General features: G+C 39.1%; 17 protein-coding genes. 6 read left to right on the forward strand and 11 right to left on the reverse strand.

The genetic code is table 11. From position 1 onward, the window contains the following. Positions 1 to 13 precede the first annotated feature (13 nt). The gene (locus GVK91_RS14910; protein WP_235032933.1) at positions 14 to 1192 is read right to left on the reverse strand and encodes an NAD(P)/FAD-dependent oxidoreductase; all 1179 of its coding nucleotides are present in this window, start codon (positions 1190 to 1192) and stop codon (positions 14 to 16) included. A 9-nt stretch (positions 1193 to 1201) separates the two neighbouring features. Next, positions 1202 to 1963, reverse strand: a complete 762-nt coding sequence (locus GVK91_RS14915) for an AraC family transcriptional regulator (RefSeq protein WP_235032934.1) — start codon at positions 1961 to 1963, stop codon at positions 1202 to 1204. 476 nt (positions 1964 to 2439) lie between these two features. On the opposite strand from GVK91_RS14915, the gene GVK91_RS14920 reads away from it, so the two are divergent. The 3 genes from GVK91_RS14920 (at position 2440) to nudK (ending at position 5364) form a co-directional block, all read left to right on the forward strand. Further along, entirely contained in the window at positions 2440 to 3669 is a 1230-nt protein-coding gene (locus GVK91_RS14920) for a hypothetical protein (RefSeq protein ID WP_159729754.1), read from the forward strand. Between the two features lie 31 nt (positions 3670 to 3700). Beyond that, complete coding sequence (locus tag GVK91_RS14925) at positions 3701 to 4540, forward strand: AraC family transcriptional regulator (protein WP_159729756.1); 840 nt, start codon at positions 3701 to 3703, stop codon at positions 4538 to 4540. A 242-nt stretch (positions 4541 to 4782) separates the two neighbouring features. Continuing rightward, complete coding sequence (nudK, locus tag GVK91_RS14930) at positions 4783 to 5364, forward strand: GDP-mannose pyrophosphatase NudK (RefSeq protein ID WP_159729758.1); 582 nt, start codon at positions 4783 to 4785, stop codon at positions 5362 to 5364. 23 nt (positions 5365 to 5387) lie between these two features. On the opposite strand, the gene GVK91_RS14935 is transcribed toward nudK, so the two are convergent. The 7 genes from GVK91_RS14935 to GVK91_RS14965 form a co-directional block, all read right to left on the reverse strand. Continuing rightward, positions 5388 to 5816, reverse strand: coding sequence for a hypothetical protein (locus GVK91_RS14935; protein ID WP_159729760.1), 429 nt, complete (start codon positions 5814 to 5816; stop codon positions 5388 to 5390). Between the two features lie 136 nt (positions 5817 to 5952). Next, positions 5953 to 6213, reverse strand: coding sequence for an Ada metal-binding domain-containing protein (locus GVK91_RS14940; RefSeq protein ID WP_159729762.1), 261 nt, complete (start codon positions 6211 to 6213; stop codon positions 5953 to 5955). A gap of 10 nt (positions 6214 to 6223) precedes the next feature. Continuing rightward, the gene (locus GVK91_RS14945; RefSeq protein ID WP_159729764.1) at positions 6224 to 6937 is read right to left on the reverse strand and encodes a 2OG-Fe(II) oxygenase; all 714 of its coding nucleotides are present in this window, start codon (positions 6935 to 6937) and stop codon (positions 6224 to 6226) included. 112 nt (positions 6938 to 7049) lie between these two features. Further along, positions 7050 to 7481, reverse strand: a complete 432-nt coding sequence (locus GVK91_RS14950) for a MarR family winged helix-turn-helix transcriptional regulator (protein WP_159729766.1) — start codon at positions 7479 to 7481, stop codon at positions 7050 to 7052. 46 nt (positions 7482 to 7527) lie between these two features. After that, the gene (locus GVK91_RS14955; protein ID WP_159729768.1) at positions 7528 to 8163 is read right to left on the reverse strand and encodes a nitroreductase family protein; all 636 of its coding nucleotides are present in this window, start codon (positions 8161 to 8163) and stop codon (positions 7528 to 7530) included. A 12-nt stretch (positions 8164 to 8175) separates the two neighbouring features. Beyond that, positions 8176 to 8544, reverse strand: coding sequence for a DUF1304 domain-containing protein (locus GVK91_RS14960; protein WP_159729770.1), 369 nt, complete (start codon positions 8542 to 8544; stop codon positions 8176 to 8178). A gap of 3 nt (positions 8545 to 8547) precedes the next feature. Next, on the reverse strand, positions 8548 to 8973 hold the full coding sequence (locus GVK91_RS14965) for an organic hydroperoxide resistance protein (protein ID WP_159729772.1): 426 nt from the start codon (positions 8971 to 8973) through the stop codon (positions 8548 to 8550). 167 nt (positions 8974 to 9140) lie between these two features. On the opposite strand from GVK91_RS14965, the gene GVK91_RS14970 reads away from it, so the two are divergent. The 3 genes from GVK91_RS14970 to GVK91_RS14980 all read left to right on the forward strand — a co-directional run bounded on the left by GVK91_RS14970 (position 9141) and on the right by GVK91_RS14980 (position 11840). Continuing rightward, on the forward strand, positions 9141 to 10055 hold the full coding sequence (locus GVK91_RS14970) for an AraC family transcriptional regulator (protein WP_159729774.1): 915 nt from the start codon (positions 9141 to 9143) through the stop codon (positions 10053 to 10055). 93 nt (positions 10056 to 10148) lie between these two features. Further along, on the forward strand, positions 10149 to 10910 hold the full coding sequence (locus tag GVK91_RS14975; protein ID WP_159729776.1) for an SDR family NAD(P)-dependent oxidoreductase: 762 nt from the start codon (positions 10149 to 10151) through the stop codon (positions 10908 to 10910). Between the two features lie 192 nt (positions 10911 to 11102). Beyond that, positions 11103 to 11840 (forward strand): metallophosphoesterase, encoded by a 738-nt coding sequence (locus GVK91_RS14980; protein ID WP_159729778.1) that lies wholly within the window; start codon positions 11103 to 11105, stop codon positions 11838 to 11840. Between the two features lie 140 nt (positions 11841 to 11980). On the opposite strand, the gene GVK91_RS14985 is transcribed toward GVK91_RS14980, so the two are convergent. Next, positions 11981 to 14137 carry an IPT/TIG domain-containing protein gene (locus tag GVK91_RS14985; protein ID WP_159729780.1) on the reverse strand — a complete coding sequence of 719 codons (2157 nt, stop codon included), beginning with the start codon at positions 14135 to 14137 and terminating at the stop codon, positions 11981 to 11983. Positions 14138 to 14198: 61 nt separating this feature from the next. Continuing rightward, positions 14199 to 17513: a carboxypeptidase regulatory-like domain-containing protein gene (locus tag GVK91_RS14990; protein WP_235032935.1), complete on the reverse strand. Its 3315-nt coding sequence runs from the start codon at positions 17511 to 17513 to the stop codon at positions 14199 to 14201. Positions 17514 to 17532: the final 19 nt, after the last annotated feature.

The following is a 17532-nucleotide window of genomic DNA, read 5'->3' on the forward strand; positions in this document are numbered from 1 at the left end:
CAATTTAAGGTTGTTAATCCCCCGATGGATGGGTAAAAAATTCCAGCATGACAGATAAAGCAGTAGCCGAATGCATGCGATCACTATTTTCCAATGTATCCTGTGTTGCTTCTGCCCCCCTTCTTATCATATCTTTTTCAAAATAAGATAATGCTTCCAGCAAAGATTCATGTTTCCTATTTGTCAGGCATTCAGCCAACTCGAAGGCATCCTGCATTGCTACATTCGCCCCCTCACCAGCAAATGGCGGCATGCGATGAGCTGCATCTCCGATCATTGTAAGGTTAGTCTGTGTTTCCCAGTGTTGATCAAGAGCAAAATAATATTGGGGACGGGGTATAAACTGTACATTGTCATTCACAAAAAACTCATCCCAAACCGTGGTCCATCCAGGGAAATGATCTTTAAACCATTGCGATACTTGCTTATTGTCCTTAAAATCAATTCTAGCCTTATTATAATCATCTTCTAGAATCTTTGTACTTGCAACAAACATCATTGAACCGTCACCTTTTGTACCATATCCGATAAATTGTTCCGTTCCAAAAGCCATCACTTTACCACCGTTCGCCAATTTAAAAAGATGAGGAGCATTCTTTTCAGCATCATAGATATTTCCCTCAACCAATGTAATTCCCGAATATATAGGCGTTAGATTACTTAAGTAAGGACGTACTCTTGAATTTGCCCCATCTGCTGCGATCACCAGATCGGCAGATGCATCCACTGCATGTTTAAAATGCAACAACCAACCTTCACCATATCTTTCCATTCCAACGAATTGACTATCCCAAACAACGGTATGCGATTCCAAAGCATTCAATAAGATATCTCGCAAAGGGGCTCGGTCTATTTCCGGCCGATTTTCGGCGACTGACTGCTCTTCATCATGGTCATCAAATTTTACGATGAGATCCTGATCAACAATACGCAGCTTACTCGCAGTCGGTCGATGATATTTATAGAACTCTTCTATTAATCCTGCGCGTTTCATCGCTTCAAGTCCCGCCCCTTCATGAAGATCCAAAGTAGAGCCCTGTACACGAACTTCAGGATTTAAATCCCGCTCATAAACGGCTACATCAGCCCCCTTTAACTGTAATAATCGAGCTAACGTAAGGCCTCCAATTCCACCGCCAATTATGGCTATTTTTTTATTTTCTATTAACATCTTATTTGTTTTAAAATTCATAAAACAAAACTATTGAGATGTAAGCGATGATAATAGTATAAATCGGTCGTTTTTATTTTTTAACAGCTCTTTGGGAACTACTCCCGAAAATTTCTTAATCTCTTTAATAAAATGAGTCTGATCGAAAAAATGTTCCTCTGGAAAAAGTTTCCCTTTTGCAATGTGATTCAATGAGGACCTAAAACGTAAAATATTACAGTACGACTTTAAAGAAAGTCCAAATTGCTGATTAAAATAACGATTAATTTGCCTGCTGTTCCAAAAAATCTGTTCGGAGAGTTCGGCAACTGAAATCGCTCCCTTACGCTGATAGATCAGTTCAAATAACTTACGCTTTCGCTCATCAATCATAGAAGGAAGAAGTGACTTAATAATTTGTACAGATTTGACAACAAATAACTCAAAATCAACTAAATCCAATTCACAAAAGCTCCAAAAATCAGTCGCAAGAAACTTACCCGTATTGATGATACCGGCAATACTTTCTTTTAAAATATACTCCGCCCCAAGCAATTTAAAGCTGATACAAAATAGTTGTCCGTCAATAGGAATAGTCGCTTCTTCATGGGGCATTGTTCCTAGACCAAGTAAAACGATCCGAAAGTTATCTACAGAAGATTTGAAAAGAAACAAATCAACACGTCCATCTGGCAAACCGATGGTTTCCTTTATAACGCCAGATTCATTACGCAAATACCAAAAGCTATCCACAAAACTTGCGATCGCTTCATCAGGTTTAACTATTGTATATTGTAGGCCATCTTCCATCATCAATTGTCCTTATCATTCGTATTTTGAGTATGCTAATTGATAAAACAACATAAAATTAACGATTAAATCTTAAGTTTACTTATTGTCTAAAACCTGAACAATAAGGTCTTGACTTCATGACCAACGAGCTTATTTCCCCTACTAAGCCACAAGATCATGAAACAATGAATAACTTGCGCTACGCAACCGTTCTTTCGTACTGAAAACGATTGGCTGTTAAAGTCAATGAAATTACACGTTCAAATCTTTCCCAACCGATGGATTAAACAAGGGGTACAAGGACGGATTCCACATCATAAAAACAAGTCAAAAAGACATTTATAAATCAGAAAACCAAATATTTACGACATATAAAATATTTTTTAAAATCGATTTTGAGAAATAAAAAAAATAGATCATTTTTGCTATCATTTAGCTAAGATTAACAGGGAAAGTAAGACCGTAAGGTACTATCATTTATTTTTTATTGATTCTATATGTCATTTAAGAGAATTGCCTATTTCTTTTTGGGATTTTTGTTATTTATTGGTTGTAAAAGAGATATTCATCCAGGAATTGTACCACCTGATCCCGAAGTCATTGAAAAAGATAAATTACCCATTCCTACAGGTTTCACAAGTGATCTAGGTTCAATAAAAATTAATACAATTGCCAATGCAAACCAACCCGGCGAAGAATTCCCAGGCTGGATACGCGATATCTCTGGCAATAGTGCGAGTTATTGCCACCCAGATGTTGAATATTTCCCTGCCGGTTTCAAAGGATACAAATATTGGATGGTATTTACGCCATATTTTGGCATAATCGGGTCAGACCGTACCGCCTCACTCTATGAAAATCCGACTGTGGTAGTTTCTAATGATGGAAAAGAATGGATTACTCCGGTAGGATTAATAAATCCTATTCAACGACGTCCGGCACTAGAAGATTCTTTCATCCAAAAGGACGGCAGCCCTAATCAAGGTTATTGGTCCGATGTAGACTGGAATTTCAACGGTGAGGAATTCGAACTATATTATAGAGGTTGCTTTTTCTCAAGCAAAATTTTAAAAAAATGGGGCGCCAAAAGCGCAAACAACAATAAAAAATTAAATGAAGAAGCTGAACGTGTTATTGTAAGACAAACATCAAAAAATGGGATTGACTGGACACCGCTGGAACTCGTGTATAATAGTAATGAACCTACATCTTTCCAAGATAACCATATCCTTTCACCAACATTTGTGAGAAATTCGAAAAACCTAACGACGAGTTACGAAGTGGATTTCATGCCAAGCTACAAAGCACCAATTATGACCAATATCCTATCGCGTATTTCTACAAATGGCTTAGATTTCACCGCTTATCGCGACAGTAAGAAAGTTGAATTTATGAATAAACCTTGGCTAGAATTCAGCAAGGGATATTCGACTTGGCATCTGCAAGGCTCCTATATTGATGGATACTATTTTCTATGTCTGGCAATTGGAAACGTCGATCGATTTACCTCAGATATGAATTATCTAGCCTATTCAAAGGATGGTCTACACTTTCGCGTCTTCGAAAAACCTTTAGCTGCGGCCAATGTATACCGCTCTTCTGTATTCCCAAAGACCTCTTCCTCAAAAAGCATTGAATTTGGTGCTGTAATTGGTTATAAGTCTGGAGCCTTTGGCTATCGTGAATTCACCATCAACAAACAGGTACTGGAAGATGGTTTAAAATAAAACACCTATATTTAGGTTCAAAATCATTTCGATGGAGTTATTTCCGACAATAGATATTCAAGAATTTAGAAAAGACCAGCTTGCAGGTAATCAAGGATATTTATACTCAGAATTACGTGGTGAACATCATATAGCGCGTCCACATCAACATCACTTTTTTTTATTGGTTCTTTTTGACCAAGCAGAAGGTGTCCATACGATTGATTTTAAAGATTATCACATTGATCGTCATCAAATCCATATCCTGTTTCCAAAACAAGTTCATAGCTGGAAATTAGGGGCCAATACAACTGGTTTCCAATTGATGGTTGATAGAGAATACTTCGAGAAATTTTCACCCAATTTCCGTTTTTCATTCGCTTACTATCAACGTAATCCTGTTATCTCACTCTCCAACGAAACATTTGCTCTACTTTATTATGAATTTAATGCGATAAGAAAAGAACTTGAGGACCACAATTGCGTTCCTGCTATTATCTATTCTCGCACAGCTGTGATCGCATCGATACTAAGCAAAGAGGTACAAAAGGTAGTCCAAAATGAACAAAATAATGAATCCAATCCACGTCTCTTAAAGTTACAGGAGTTAATTGATATCCATTTTCGGCATGAGAAGTCGGTATCTTTCTATGCGAAAGAACTTAATATATCCACCCCGCACCTTACTAAAATCTGCCGTCAAAAGCTCGAAGTATCTCCAAGCCAGCTCATTCAGCAACGAACTATCTTGGAAGCAAAACGATTGTTAAAAGCAACCGATCTATCTATCAAAGAAATTTCGTTCAAACTTGGTTTCGTCGACTCTCCTTACTTCTCCAATTTCTTCAAACAACATACAGGTCTGAATCCAAAGCAATTTAGAACGGACTGAGGTTCGCCAATACCTAGCATAAATTAAATTTTGTACCAACACATCTTTGTTTAAAATAACTAATTTCTTTTCTATTATACCTGTTAGTTTAATAACGGGTTTCATCCTACTTTTTATCCCGCTTCGACTACGCTGGGTAGCACCATGGAGAATCGCGACATACATCAAAGCTTCTCTTAGTTTTTCCTGCTTAGTTTGGATTGCAATTCTTATTTTTATATTTTGACTTTAACGCGCTAAAAATGGCAATAAAAGATATTAAAATTGTAAAAACTGAAATTCTATCAGACAACTGGTACACTTTAAAAAAAGTGACTTATCAATACAGCAAACCCGATGGCACGGTACAGCAACAAAGCCGAGAAGCTTATGATCGTGGCAATGGAGCTGTCATTTTACTCTATAATACCAGTACTCAAACAGTCATATTAACAAGACAATTTCGAATACCCACCTACATCAACGGAAATGAATCAGGCATGCTTATCGAAGCTTGTGCAGGTCTACTTGATCAAGATTCTCCCCACGACTGTATACGAAGGGAAACAGAAGAAGAAACAGGCTATCAGATCAAGGAAGCAAAAAAGATATTTGAAGCATATATGTCTCCAGGTTCTGTAACTGAAATTCTACATTTTTTTATAGCAGAATACACTAATAACATGAAAGTTGGCGATGGCGGTGGTTTAGAAGAAGAGGAAGAGCATATTGAAATTCTAGAAATCAATATCGAAGAAGCACTACATATGATTGATACAGGTGAAATCAAAGATGGAAAAACCATTATGCTACTACAATATATTCGTTTAAAAAATATACTGTAGACGCCTATTTTAGATGATTAGGGCTAGTGATTAACTTTCTCAAAGATAAACTTTGGGTCTTGGAAATTGACGGTTGAAGGTATATAATGTGGAATTCCCATATACACTTGCTCCGCTCCTGTACCTAAAATATACAGAGACCCTTTTTTTAATAAAACAAAGGGTCTTCTTTTTTTCTGTCCCCAGCCAAATGGCGTATAATAATAGTCCCCAAGCAATGTGTCTTTTTGGATATTGCCGCGAATATCTCCTGAATCAACCTCACCTCCAGGTCTATAAAAGAACAATTTACCATGAAAACGGCTCTCGAAAAGATTAAGATCCAAACGGGCACTATCCCGTTCACTATGCGCTATATAACTCAATACTTTAGTATCTCGCCTCCGCTCTTCACAGCTTATCAACAGCAGAGCCGAAAAAATAAAATAAACAGCAATCGAAAATAAACGCATTTTTCTTTTGATCTACGATAATTAACCCTGCCTCAAGATAAACACAAAATTCAACAATACACAAGGAAATTGACATAAGATGCTTTTTCCAAACTCGATTTACTTAGATGCTCTATATAAGAGAACTTAATGCGACCTACACTTCACCAAATCTCCTATTTTTTTCCTTCCATTCAACATAGTTCGCTTTTAAGCAGTGCCCACAAGGACGATATTGATGCTGTAGCGCTTCTTGCTTAGTGGCAAAAAAGACCCTGTTCTCCCGCTTCATCCTTTTTCCCGAAATACAACAAAGCAATCCATAAATTTTTAATTTTTCATTGCCTCCTAAGCGAATTTCTCCCGTTCGAATCTTGGCGTGCAATGAAGCATCTGATATATTTTTATGCCATTCCATTGTGCGGGTTTTATCTCTCGGCGTCGTGAAAAATAATACCCAACGCATGGCGTTCACCTGCCGTAACTTCACTCACCCCGTGTTTCATATTAACCCTAAAATATCCGATTCGTCCTTTCTCAGGCCTAAAATTTGTCGCAAATAGCACGAGATCTCCCTTTTGGGGTTTCAAAACAATAGCCTTTGACTGCGCTCTAGGTATTTGTTGCGTTAGGACAAATTCCCCCCCTGTAAAATCTATTTCTGGCTCGTTCAACATAAACACCGCTTGCATCGGAAAATAGATTTCTCCATATAAGTCCTGATGTAGGGTATTGAAACCTCCTTGACTATATTTCAAAATCAATACTGTTGCCTGTTGTTGTCCTTTCAAGCGGCAATCAGTCAAAAGGTCTTCATGTTTCATCGAAAACGACTTATCGACTTTCAGCGCGCGAAACCAAGCATTAGCAATGACGGCCAGATGGGGATAAAGTTGGGATCGAATTGTTTGAATCAACTCTGGTAGTGGGTAGTCAAAATATTTGTACTCTCCTATTCCGAATCGATATCTCTCCATAACGACAGTTTTACGGTAGAGCGTCGAATCGCTATACCCTTTTTTTAATAGATCGCATTGTAAATCTGTCAATAGATTTGGAATGACCACATAACCCTGTTTATGCATTTCTTCTGTAATTGCAGGCCAATCTAGATTTTCTATGTTTTGAATGACATTTTCCATACCACGAATCTCCACATTATAGTCCTGTCAAAAAATCCGAAATATGCTAAAATGATGTATAATAAAAGGCACGTGAACATTTATAGCTCAAGACAATCCATATCAAAAAAAACTAGCTGTTTCCAACATTATTCACGATTTTTTCTGCCAAGGCTTTAAGCTGAACCATATCCGCATAGTCGAGCTTTAAGGCTTCAAAAATCTGCATGGGAACACAGCTCGCCTTTTCCTTTAATTGCAATCCTTGTACGGTAAGCCGTACTTTCACCACGCGTTCATCTTCTTTGCTTCGTGTCCGGGTAAGCAATGCTTTCGTCTCCAAACGTTTCAACAGTGGCGTAAGCGTTCCATTATCTAGAAATAGCTTAGCCCCTAATTGATTTACTGTTTGCTCATCATTCTCCCATAAAGCCATCATGGTGATATACTGGGGATAGGTCAAGTCAATCTCTTCAAGGATAGTTCGATATTGCTGCATAATTTCTCTATGTAGCACATAGACTGAAAAGCAAAGCTGCTTATCTAATTTTAATAAATCATCCATCTTACAAAGATATTGAGTTTTTAAGGGATTGAAAAACAGTAATCAACTATTTGTACTCAACAACAAAATCTTCCTTGGGTATTCGAACCTTCTTCATTGTTGAGATCCAATCCCGGGAACTGTCTGCGACACCAACATACATTAACGAGACACTTTTTAATCCATGTTTTTCCAATTGCAATACCGTATCCACCACATGGTTATCGAAGCCTTCTGCAGGGGTAGAATCGACACGAAGTTCAGCTGCCTGAGCCAAAGCCAAACCTAAGGCTATATAAGTCTGTCTTGCCGTGTGCGCAAAATTTCTTTCTGCAGCTTCATTCAGATAAATAGATTTTAACTTGTCCGTATAGGAGCCAAAGCGTCCCCTTGGCAAATCCCGTTCATCTGTAGTAAAATCATAAACTTTATCAATACGTTCTTCTGTATAACGATCCCATGCAGCGAAAACAAGCACATGTGAGCATTCACGCATACAGTCTGGATTTAGTGCTCCTTTTGCCAATTCTTCTTTCAATGCCTGATTTTCAACAATCAATATTTTAAATGGCTGTAAGCCCGAGGAAGTCGGTGCAAAGCGCGCTGCTTCAACGATTTTATCTATATTTTCTTGACTAACTTTTTTTGTCGGATCGTATGCTTTCACAGCATGACGCCATTGTAAATCTTCTATTAATGACATATAATTATATTTTTATTTTACGAGTATAACGGATAACAACGCCAACAATGCAGGAACTCCTTGTACAAAAAATATCTTTTTGCTCGCTGTAATTCCACCAAAAATACCGGCAACAAGGACACATCCTAAAAAGAACAGGCGTACATTGCGACTCCAGATGGGGTCATTGATTAAAAAAGACCAGGCTAAACCTGCAACGAGAAAGCCATTGTAGAGCCCTTGATTTGCAGCAAGCCCCTTCGTTGGCTTAAATAATTCTGCCGGAAGAGCCTTTCCAAAACTACGTTTTCCTGCAGTTTCCCAAGCAAACATTTCCATCCATACAATGTATACATGTTCTAAAAGTACGAGTGCTGTAAGCACGTTGGCAATATAATTCATATATTATTCGTTAGTTGATACCGTCAATTTGACATCCATATTACCCCTAGTTGCATTTGAATAAGGGCACACTTGATGTGCTTTTTCAATTAATTGTTGTGCTAACTCTAAGCTTACGCCAGGTATATTTGCATGTAATTCTGCAGCCAATCCAAAACCACCATTATCCAATTGTCCAATACTCACATGTGCAGTTACCGAAGTCTCTCCAGTTTTTACTTTTTCTGACCTAATGACCAAATTCAAGGCACTATCAAAACACGCAGCGTAACCTGCAGCAAAAAGCATCTCTGGATTGGCATAATCATCATTCGCACCTCCTAGTCCTTTTGGCATACGAACAGCTAAATCCAGTACACCATTTTCACTTCTTACCTGACCGTTTCGTCCTCCTTTGGCTGTCGCGCCGATGTTATATAACGTTTTCATATTTCAATTTGTTTTGTTTGTACAAATGTATGGCAAGAAATTATATTGTGCAAAATATAATATTGCAATTTACATTAAGATGAGAATAGCAAAATCTCAAAAACATAACTGCGAGTATCGAATGTAATTTAAAACCAGTACATTTGATTATTGCAAATCGAGTTTAAATGAAAACAACTTCCATTGAACAGTTTTATCAGGAGATCAATGCGAGCATCCCAAAAGAGATCGCAAGAGAGATTGGTCATTTTAATGTATTCAACTTTGAGGAACTTGCAGCTACATTAAAAGATAAACCGATCATGCCCTACAATAAGCGTACGTACTATAAAATAAGCTTAATCACAGGGAAAAACACGGCTGAATATGCCGACAAAGTGATCGAAATCGATGAATCAGCACTTGTATTTGCTACCCCAAAAGTTCCTTACCATTGGATACCGAAAGATGAGCATCAGAAGGGTTATTTCTGCGTTTTCACCGATGAATTTCTAACCCGAAATAAAAGTGGTGTTAACATAGATGATCTCCCTATCTTTCAACCGGGCGGCCTTCCGATTTTTCAATTATCAGAAGAACAACGTATTGAAATAGAGGAAATCTTCGTAAAAATAAATAAAGAGCTTTCTTCAGAGTACGTCTTTAAATACGATCTGCTGCGAAATTATGTACTGGAAATTATCCACTATGGGCAAAAACTCCAGCCAAAGAGTATGACGAATCCAACTTCTAATGCCTCAAATAGAATCACATCTCTATTTATAGAATTACTAGAAAGGCAATTCCCCATTGAATCCCCAATGCAACGCCTACAACTACGAACAGCTAATGATTTTGCGGAACGGCTTGCCATACATGTCAATCACCTGAATAAAACCCTAAAAGAAAATACAGGTAAAACAACAAGCCATGTCATTGCCGCAAGGATCGTACAGGAAGCTAAAATATTGCTACGACAAACCGATTGGAACATTTCTGAAATCGCATTTTCACTTGGCTTTGAAGAGATAGCCCACTTTTCAAATTTTTTCAAAAAACAGACAGGTTTGGCACCAAACAATTTCCGCTCTCAAACGTTATAATTTGAATTTTACAAATATCCATTTGCTTATTGCAAAGGAGAATCCGTCTTTTTAAAGGACCTTTGTGTTGTTGAATCTTAAAACAAATCAAAAATGACTACAAATAAAATAGCTTTGGTAACAGGCGGAAGTCGTGGCTTAGGTAGAAACATGGCAATTAATCTCGCGAAAAAAGGAATCGATGTCATCTTAACCTATAACAGTAATCGAGAAGAAGCAGATCATGTGGTTTCACATATACAGTCTTTGGGACAAAAGGCTGCCGCATTCCAATTAGACGCAGGCAATGTGCAGTCTTTTGATCTCTTCATCGAACGAGTTACACAGCATATAAAACAAGAAACAGGACAACCAAACTTCGATTTCCTAATCAATAATGCCGGAACAGCATTATACGCCCCTTTCATGGAAACTACGGAAGAGCAATTCGATACAGCTTATAATATCCATTATAAAGGAGTATTTTTTCTCACGCAGAAAGTTCTTCCCTATTTGAACGATGGTGGACGTATTATCAATATTTCTTCTGGTCTCGCACGTTTTGCATTTCCGGGATCATCTGCCTATGGCTCGATGAAAGGAGCAATCGAGGTATTGACGAGGTATCTTGCCAAAGAACTTGGTCCCCGTGGTATTGCAGCAAACGTTGTCGCTCCCGGTGCAATCGAGACAGACTTTGGCGGCGGGCATGTGCGGGATAACAAAGAAACAAATGCGCATATTGCAGCTGTTACAGCTTTAGGACGTGCTGGTGTACCTGACGATATCGGCGGTGTGGTTGCCTTCCTTTGTACCGAAGACGCAAGATGGATCAACGGACAACGTATTGAGGTATCCGGCGGGATGAATCTTTAGTAACGTACCACCTAAATAAGCACATAGCTGAGGCTATTAGCTATGTGCTTATTTTAAAGTATTTCTTCACCAATTTCAACCAATTTCTCCCCTTTTAGCCTAAAAATTATAATGCTATTATCATTTTCTTCCTTAGCTCATAAATTGTACGTTGACTGATTACCCGAATGATTATGTTTGTAGTATAAGAATATGATACAAATTGCCATAATAAGTGATATTCATGCCAATTTAATTGCATTGGATGCGGTATTAACAGATATCAAAAATAGAGGATTAACACAAATCTACTGCTTAGGTGATCTTGTTGATTTCGCACCTTGGGGTAATGAAGTCATTGACAGAATACAAGAAAAAAACATTCCATGTCTACTAGGAAACCATGACCAGAGAATTGCTTTTGACGAAGCCATTATCCCTTTACCACACCATGATGTAATAGAGACTTCAAATCGGGAAATCGCCATCAACATAAGTAAAAAAGAGATATCGGCCCCTCATAAAAAGTGGTTAGCAACATTACCCTACAACATTGAACTAACCTTCAAGCTTGGAACGAGCCTCAGGAAAATACTGCTTGTGCACGCGAGCCTTCAAAGCAACGACGAGTACATCCATGAATCAACTCCAAAGCATGCTCTATCGACTCAATTAAAGCAAAGAGCAATCGATATTCTGGTGATGGGGCATACACACCATTCTTATATTCAACAGGATGGAGACGTCTTGTTTATCAATGGTGGTTCAGTCGGGCGTAGTAAAGAAAAAGACAGAAAAGCGACCTACGCAATAATAACCTTATCTCATAAAGAAATTAATGCCGAGATCGTTAAAGTAGATTACCCAATAACAGCTGTCGCAAATGCAATTTACGAGAGCAATATCCCCGATTTCTACGGAGACTTCTTACTTGCGAATAATACACTTTAATCATTGTCTATTTGCCTCAATAGTTAAAGGTGTCCTTTCAATTTTAACATAAAAATCCCCGACACATACTCCGCATTATTTTCAAAGAGAGGATCTCCTAAAAAAACAATACGATTGCATCGGGGATTTATGTACAATTGTTATTTCAGAAACAGTTTCCGAATAGCTTTATTACCAACATCCAGAAGATAGATATTACCATCTTTATCTACTACCACATCTTTTATCAGACCAAACCGTGCTGTCGATAAAGTACCATCCACATATCCATTCGTTCCCTTTATCAAAGTAGTCACTTCTCGTGTCGACATATTGACCTCCCGAATAGCATAATTGTAGTTATCGGCAACAATCAATCTGTTATTTAATCCTGCTGTGATACCGCCTATTCCGTTGAAATATGTGTTCGTTCCAATCCCATCTTGATAGCCCGCATCCGAACCTCCAACCCAACGTTCCCCACGTGCATCACCCGGTCTTACAATTTCGATCCCGTTATTGCTGCTCGTATTCTGATCCGAATAATACAAAACTCCTTGACTATCCACAAAGGGCTTAGCCATTACCCAACTAGGTCCGGGTACCTTAGTATAATTTCCAGCCACGTTGACTTTGTTTATACCCTGCGCAAAACCAGCTACTGCGACATATAAATTCCCTGACAGATCTAAACACATTGAACCCGGAGAAAATCCTTTTGCATGTATAGTGCGTTTGCCCGCAGGTGTAATTTTAAAGATCTGATTTGTTCGCTGATCGCTGACATAAATATTGTTTTGTGGGTCAACAACTATTCCTGTAGGATAGTCGAATACAGCATTGGCACCATCTACCTGCAAAATAGATACACTTCCAGTCGGGGATACCTTTTTAACTTGTTTATTCTCTGGATCTGCGACATATAAATTTCCCTGCGCATCTATCGCCATTCCAGCTAGGTTATTGCCGAATACCGTACTTCCTGGCCCCCCTACGAATGTCATTACACCTGCGCGACGGAACGGTTGCGGTGCTAAAGCATCCTGACCGCCAACGATTACCTTTACCTCGCCTGTTGCAACACCCTGTGGTGCCTCCATAACCAACTTATTGTCACTAGCACTTGTCACAGGGGTCAAAACACCATTAAAATAAACCCTATTTTCGGCAGCATTTGTACTAAATCCAGTTCCCAATAAGGTTACACTTGTTCCCGCCAAACCATTGTCTGGACTTATAGAACGAATACCAAGCGTCTGATCCTTAAACTGTGGTCCTTCCACGGATTGATCGTTGACTACAACCCTTACCTTTCCGGATCCAGTTCCTCCAGGGATGATCAACTTAAGCTGATTTTCACTACTTGAAGAAACAGCAACTTGCTTTCCATTTATAAAAACCTGATTTTCGCCAAGTTCTTTACTAAACAATAGCCCACTTATTGTCATTTCAGCCCCTTTTGGGCCACTCAAAGGAGAAACTGCGCCAATTTCAGGCTTGCCTACAACCGTAAATTTCGGACCTGAAATTTTCTGTTCATTGATATTCACGGATAGAAGTCCTGTACTGACGCCAGCTGGAGCCACTACGACAATTTTTTCAGGACTAGACTCCAATACGACCGCGATCTTTCCATTGAAATCAACGATATTCCCCGAACTGACTTTTTCGAAGCCTTCACCCGTTAGGGTAACTTTGGTTCCCGCCCCACCTGTTAATGGTTTAATACTGCGGACGACCTGATAAGTAAAATTCTGTCCTTGCGACTTTTTACCATCCACACGAACTTCTACAGCACCATACCCCGCATCTTCAGGAATTTCTGCAACGATTATTTTATCTGTAACACTTACAACCAAAGCTTTTTTGCCATTAACATAGACTTCTGCAGGTTTATCTGTACTACCAAACCCCTCCCCGTCAATCCGTAGCTGGGTGCCTCCCGTACCATTTGTCGGAAAAATTTTTGAGACTGAAAGATCTTGATAGGTATAAGTACCAACATCAAAACTATTACTTCCATACTTCAAGACAATTCCTCCACTTTTGTCACCTTTTGGCGCACGTAAAACAACCGATGTTGGAGTAGCGCTAATCACTTCTGCCGAACTCCCTGCAACTGTTGCAGAAAATTCTGTAATTGCCCCGCTGAAGCCCTGTCCTTCAATCGTAACTAGGGTGCCAGCTTTACCAGAATTAGGGTAATAACTATCCACTTTAGCCGGAATTTTATCGACCAATTCTTCCTTTTTACTGCAACCGATCGTCGCAATAGCCATCCATATAGATATGATGACTAGATTAATTGTATTTTTCATTGGAATAAATTCTTATAACTATATATCCGCTATCCTTTTAGGTTTTTCCCAAATGACCAAACTAGAATGTATATCGAACCCCACATTGTATTTGTGCTCTTGAGTTAAAATAATCGATGCTATAAGGTTGCCCAGGATCACTAAAGGTAAATACGGGCCAGCTATCAGCATTTTGCCTCGGCGGAAATAATGATGGGGTAAGGCCCACACTACTCGTCGAATTAAATGTATTGGGTGAAAAATATTGAATACCCCATTTCTTGGAGATTAGATTAGTCAAGTTCATAACATCCACCGAAAATGTTATAAATTGTTTCTTTGACTTCTGAAGAAAGAGATCATGTGCAATTCGAAGATCTGCCTGTACATTCCATGGTGTACGTCCCATATTACGCTCTGTAAAATCACCCCTACGGGAGCTCAGATAATCATTACCATCAATGAACCGATTAAAAGCATCTGCTTGCTGCTGAGCAGAAAGACCATTTGCAAGATCTTTAAAGTAATGAATTGCTTCCGTCGGTCTTGGAATATAAACCAAACTTACTTGCTGTGGCAAGCCTTGTATGCTGTTATTGACGATACCATAGGTAAATGGACTTCCAGATTGCGCACTGACATACAAGGTAAAATTCGTACGTCCTGCATTACGCCAAGTTTGTTCGTAATTTATACTCGAAACGATACGGTGACGGATATCGAAATTGCTGTAAGCTAACTTTGGATTATTAGGGACAAGTGACTGATTCAGTTGCCAGTTACTTTCCATAGAATTACGTACGCCATTACTTAAATCCTTTGATTCTCCATAGGTGTAGCTCAGTGTAGCATTCAATTTTTCTTTGATCGTTTTCCCAATGGTCCCTGTTATACTGTAGCGGTACCCCTGATTGGTATTACTCAGAAGATATACATTCGAGAAACGATTATCCACAGTACCGCTATAAACAGGTTGTTGTTTATTGACGTCATACCCATACCATAATGGGTTATCCTTGTTGTTCAGCTGCTGAAATAGAACATCTTTAATATTCTTTGTATAAATGCCTTCAATCGTAAATTTCCAGCTTTCAACTTTGTAATCTATACCCAAGCTGGACCGCAGCACCTGCGGCAGCACAAAATTGTTATCGACCAGATCAACCTGTGTTTTTCCGGTGCTTGGATCATTAATGACAGCGCCATTCTGCGCTATAAACTCACCTATTCCATTCGGACTTGGCTTTATAGGGTCAGACCCAGGTGCAAATGGTTTCTGATCTGCTTTTTGATCGAAAGCACCGTAACTGTTACCCGTATTATAGTATGCATAAGCCAACCAAGCAAACGGTATACGCCCTGTAAACAAACCGGCGCCCCCCCGGACAGTCAGTTGTTTATTGTCCATTGCCTCCCATCGAAAGCCAATTCTCGGAGACAACTGTATCCTATTTAGAAACTCATTTCTTAACCGATTCGGTGGTGTATAAGTGTAGGTTGTACCAAAAGTAGGGTCAGACCACATGTCATTGACTTTATCACTTCGTGTCGGCATTGTTGGCAAAGCTGCCAAATCCGCACGGAGCCCAGGTATGATTTGGAAACGATCATTTATACGGATTTCATCCTGAATGTAGAGACTATACATATCAACAGAGAAGTTAGCCGCGGGATGATCCAAAATGTAAGAACGGGAATTATCCTTATAGTTGTAACTTCCTCTTACACGATACGGAACATTCGCGACGAAATCTGCAATACTATTGTAATCAACCCGACCATTCCAACTATTAACAAACCCATACCGAATGCGATAAAGCTCATTATGTGTTCCAAATAACAATTTATGCCTACCTTTTGTCCAATTTAGATTGGCCGTAATCTCCCAGGTACCTTGTCGCATGTTAAATATACTAGCTTCACGATCAGTTCCAAGATAAATTGTTGTGCCCGGTGTACGTCCTTGTATCTGTACCTGAGGTAAGGAAGGATCACTTAAGGGGTCACGTCGATCATTTACCTGTGTATATCCCAACACAATATTGGAAGAAAGATTATTACTAAATCTACTTTTCAATTCTGCAACGGTACTTGTTTGGTTGTTCTCTTGTTCAAAGGCCATACTACTGAACCGAAAATCCTGTTGATCCCGATCCATGTGAGTTGCCTTACTAAAGATTGTATTGTTACGGATTGCCAACTGATGTTTGGCATTTATATTCCAGTCTAAACGATTGAAAAACTTGGTTGACCGGGACCAATTTGTATAATTACCTGCGGTTCCAATATTAAAAATATCACCATAACGAGAACGAGCAGCTTCGGCTATTGCTTCTACATCACGCTGCTCTAGGATATGAGCTGTTTCGACAGTTCCAACACGCAACTGCGTAGGATCTTGACGCCTGGTAAACTCTTCATTACTGAAAAAGAATAATTTATCTTTTATTAAAGGAAATCCTATTCGGAAACCTGTTTGATAATCATAAAAATCTTTATTCATTTTCCCCAAAGTTCCCACACGGTCCTTACCCGTTAATGCGGCATTCCGTCCATAGGCGTAAACCGAACCTTCAACTTGGTTTGTACCACTTCGAGTGACAGCATTGACCGAACCGCCTGTAAAATTTCCGATCTTGACATCGTAGGGAGCCAAAAATACTTGCATATCCTGGATAGCATCTATTGATATGGGGTTTGTTCTTGTACTGCTCCCCGCCATTCCTGAGGTCCCCGTTTGTCCGCCAAGAGAGGGGCTAAAACCTATTGCATCATTATTGATGGCACCGTCTATCGTGACATTATTATACCTGAAATTTGTACCACCGAAGCTGTTGTCGCGACTTCCTTGAGGGGTAAGCCGAGTTACATCCGTAATAGAACGGTTGACTGTAGGCATATTCCTGACTTGCTCGCCACTGAAATGATTTCCGGTCCCTACTGTCCCTGCCCTTGTATCAGCTTTCCGGCCAGTCACAATGACCTCGCTAAGTGTTTCATTACGCTGTTGCATAATAAAATCAGTCTGCAAGGATTCTCCCAAACGCACAAATATATTTTCTTTACGTTCTGTTTGTAATCCAATGCTGCTTACATCAACTGTATATGGACCTCCAATACGAATATTATTTAAAGTAAAACGTCCATCTTTATCGGTCGATTGCACATAACGGGTCCCCGTTGGTGTGTGTATCACAGTAACGGTCGCCTTCTCCACAAGAGTTCCACTGCTACTTTGCACCTTTCCGTTAATTGTACCCGAAGTTTCCTGCGCAAAAGAATTGAGCGCTTGCAAAAGAAACAAAAAGAGTAAAATTAGCTTTAGTATTGACAATATAGGATAGAAAGTCATGGTTGATCTTCCTATGCATATACTGTCATATTGATATCTATTCATTGCTATGTTTCATTAATTC

Source organism: Sphingobacterium sp. 18053 (assembly GCF_902706145.1).
In the GTDB taxonomy this organism is placed as follows: domain Bacteria; phylum Bacteroidota; class Bacteroidia; order Sphingobacteriales; family Sphingobacteriaceae; genus Sphingobacterium; species Sphingobacterium paramultivorum.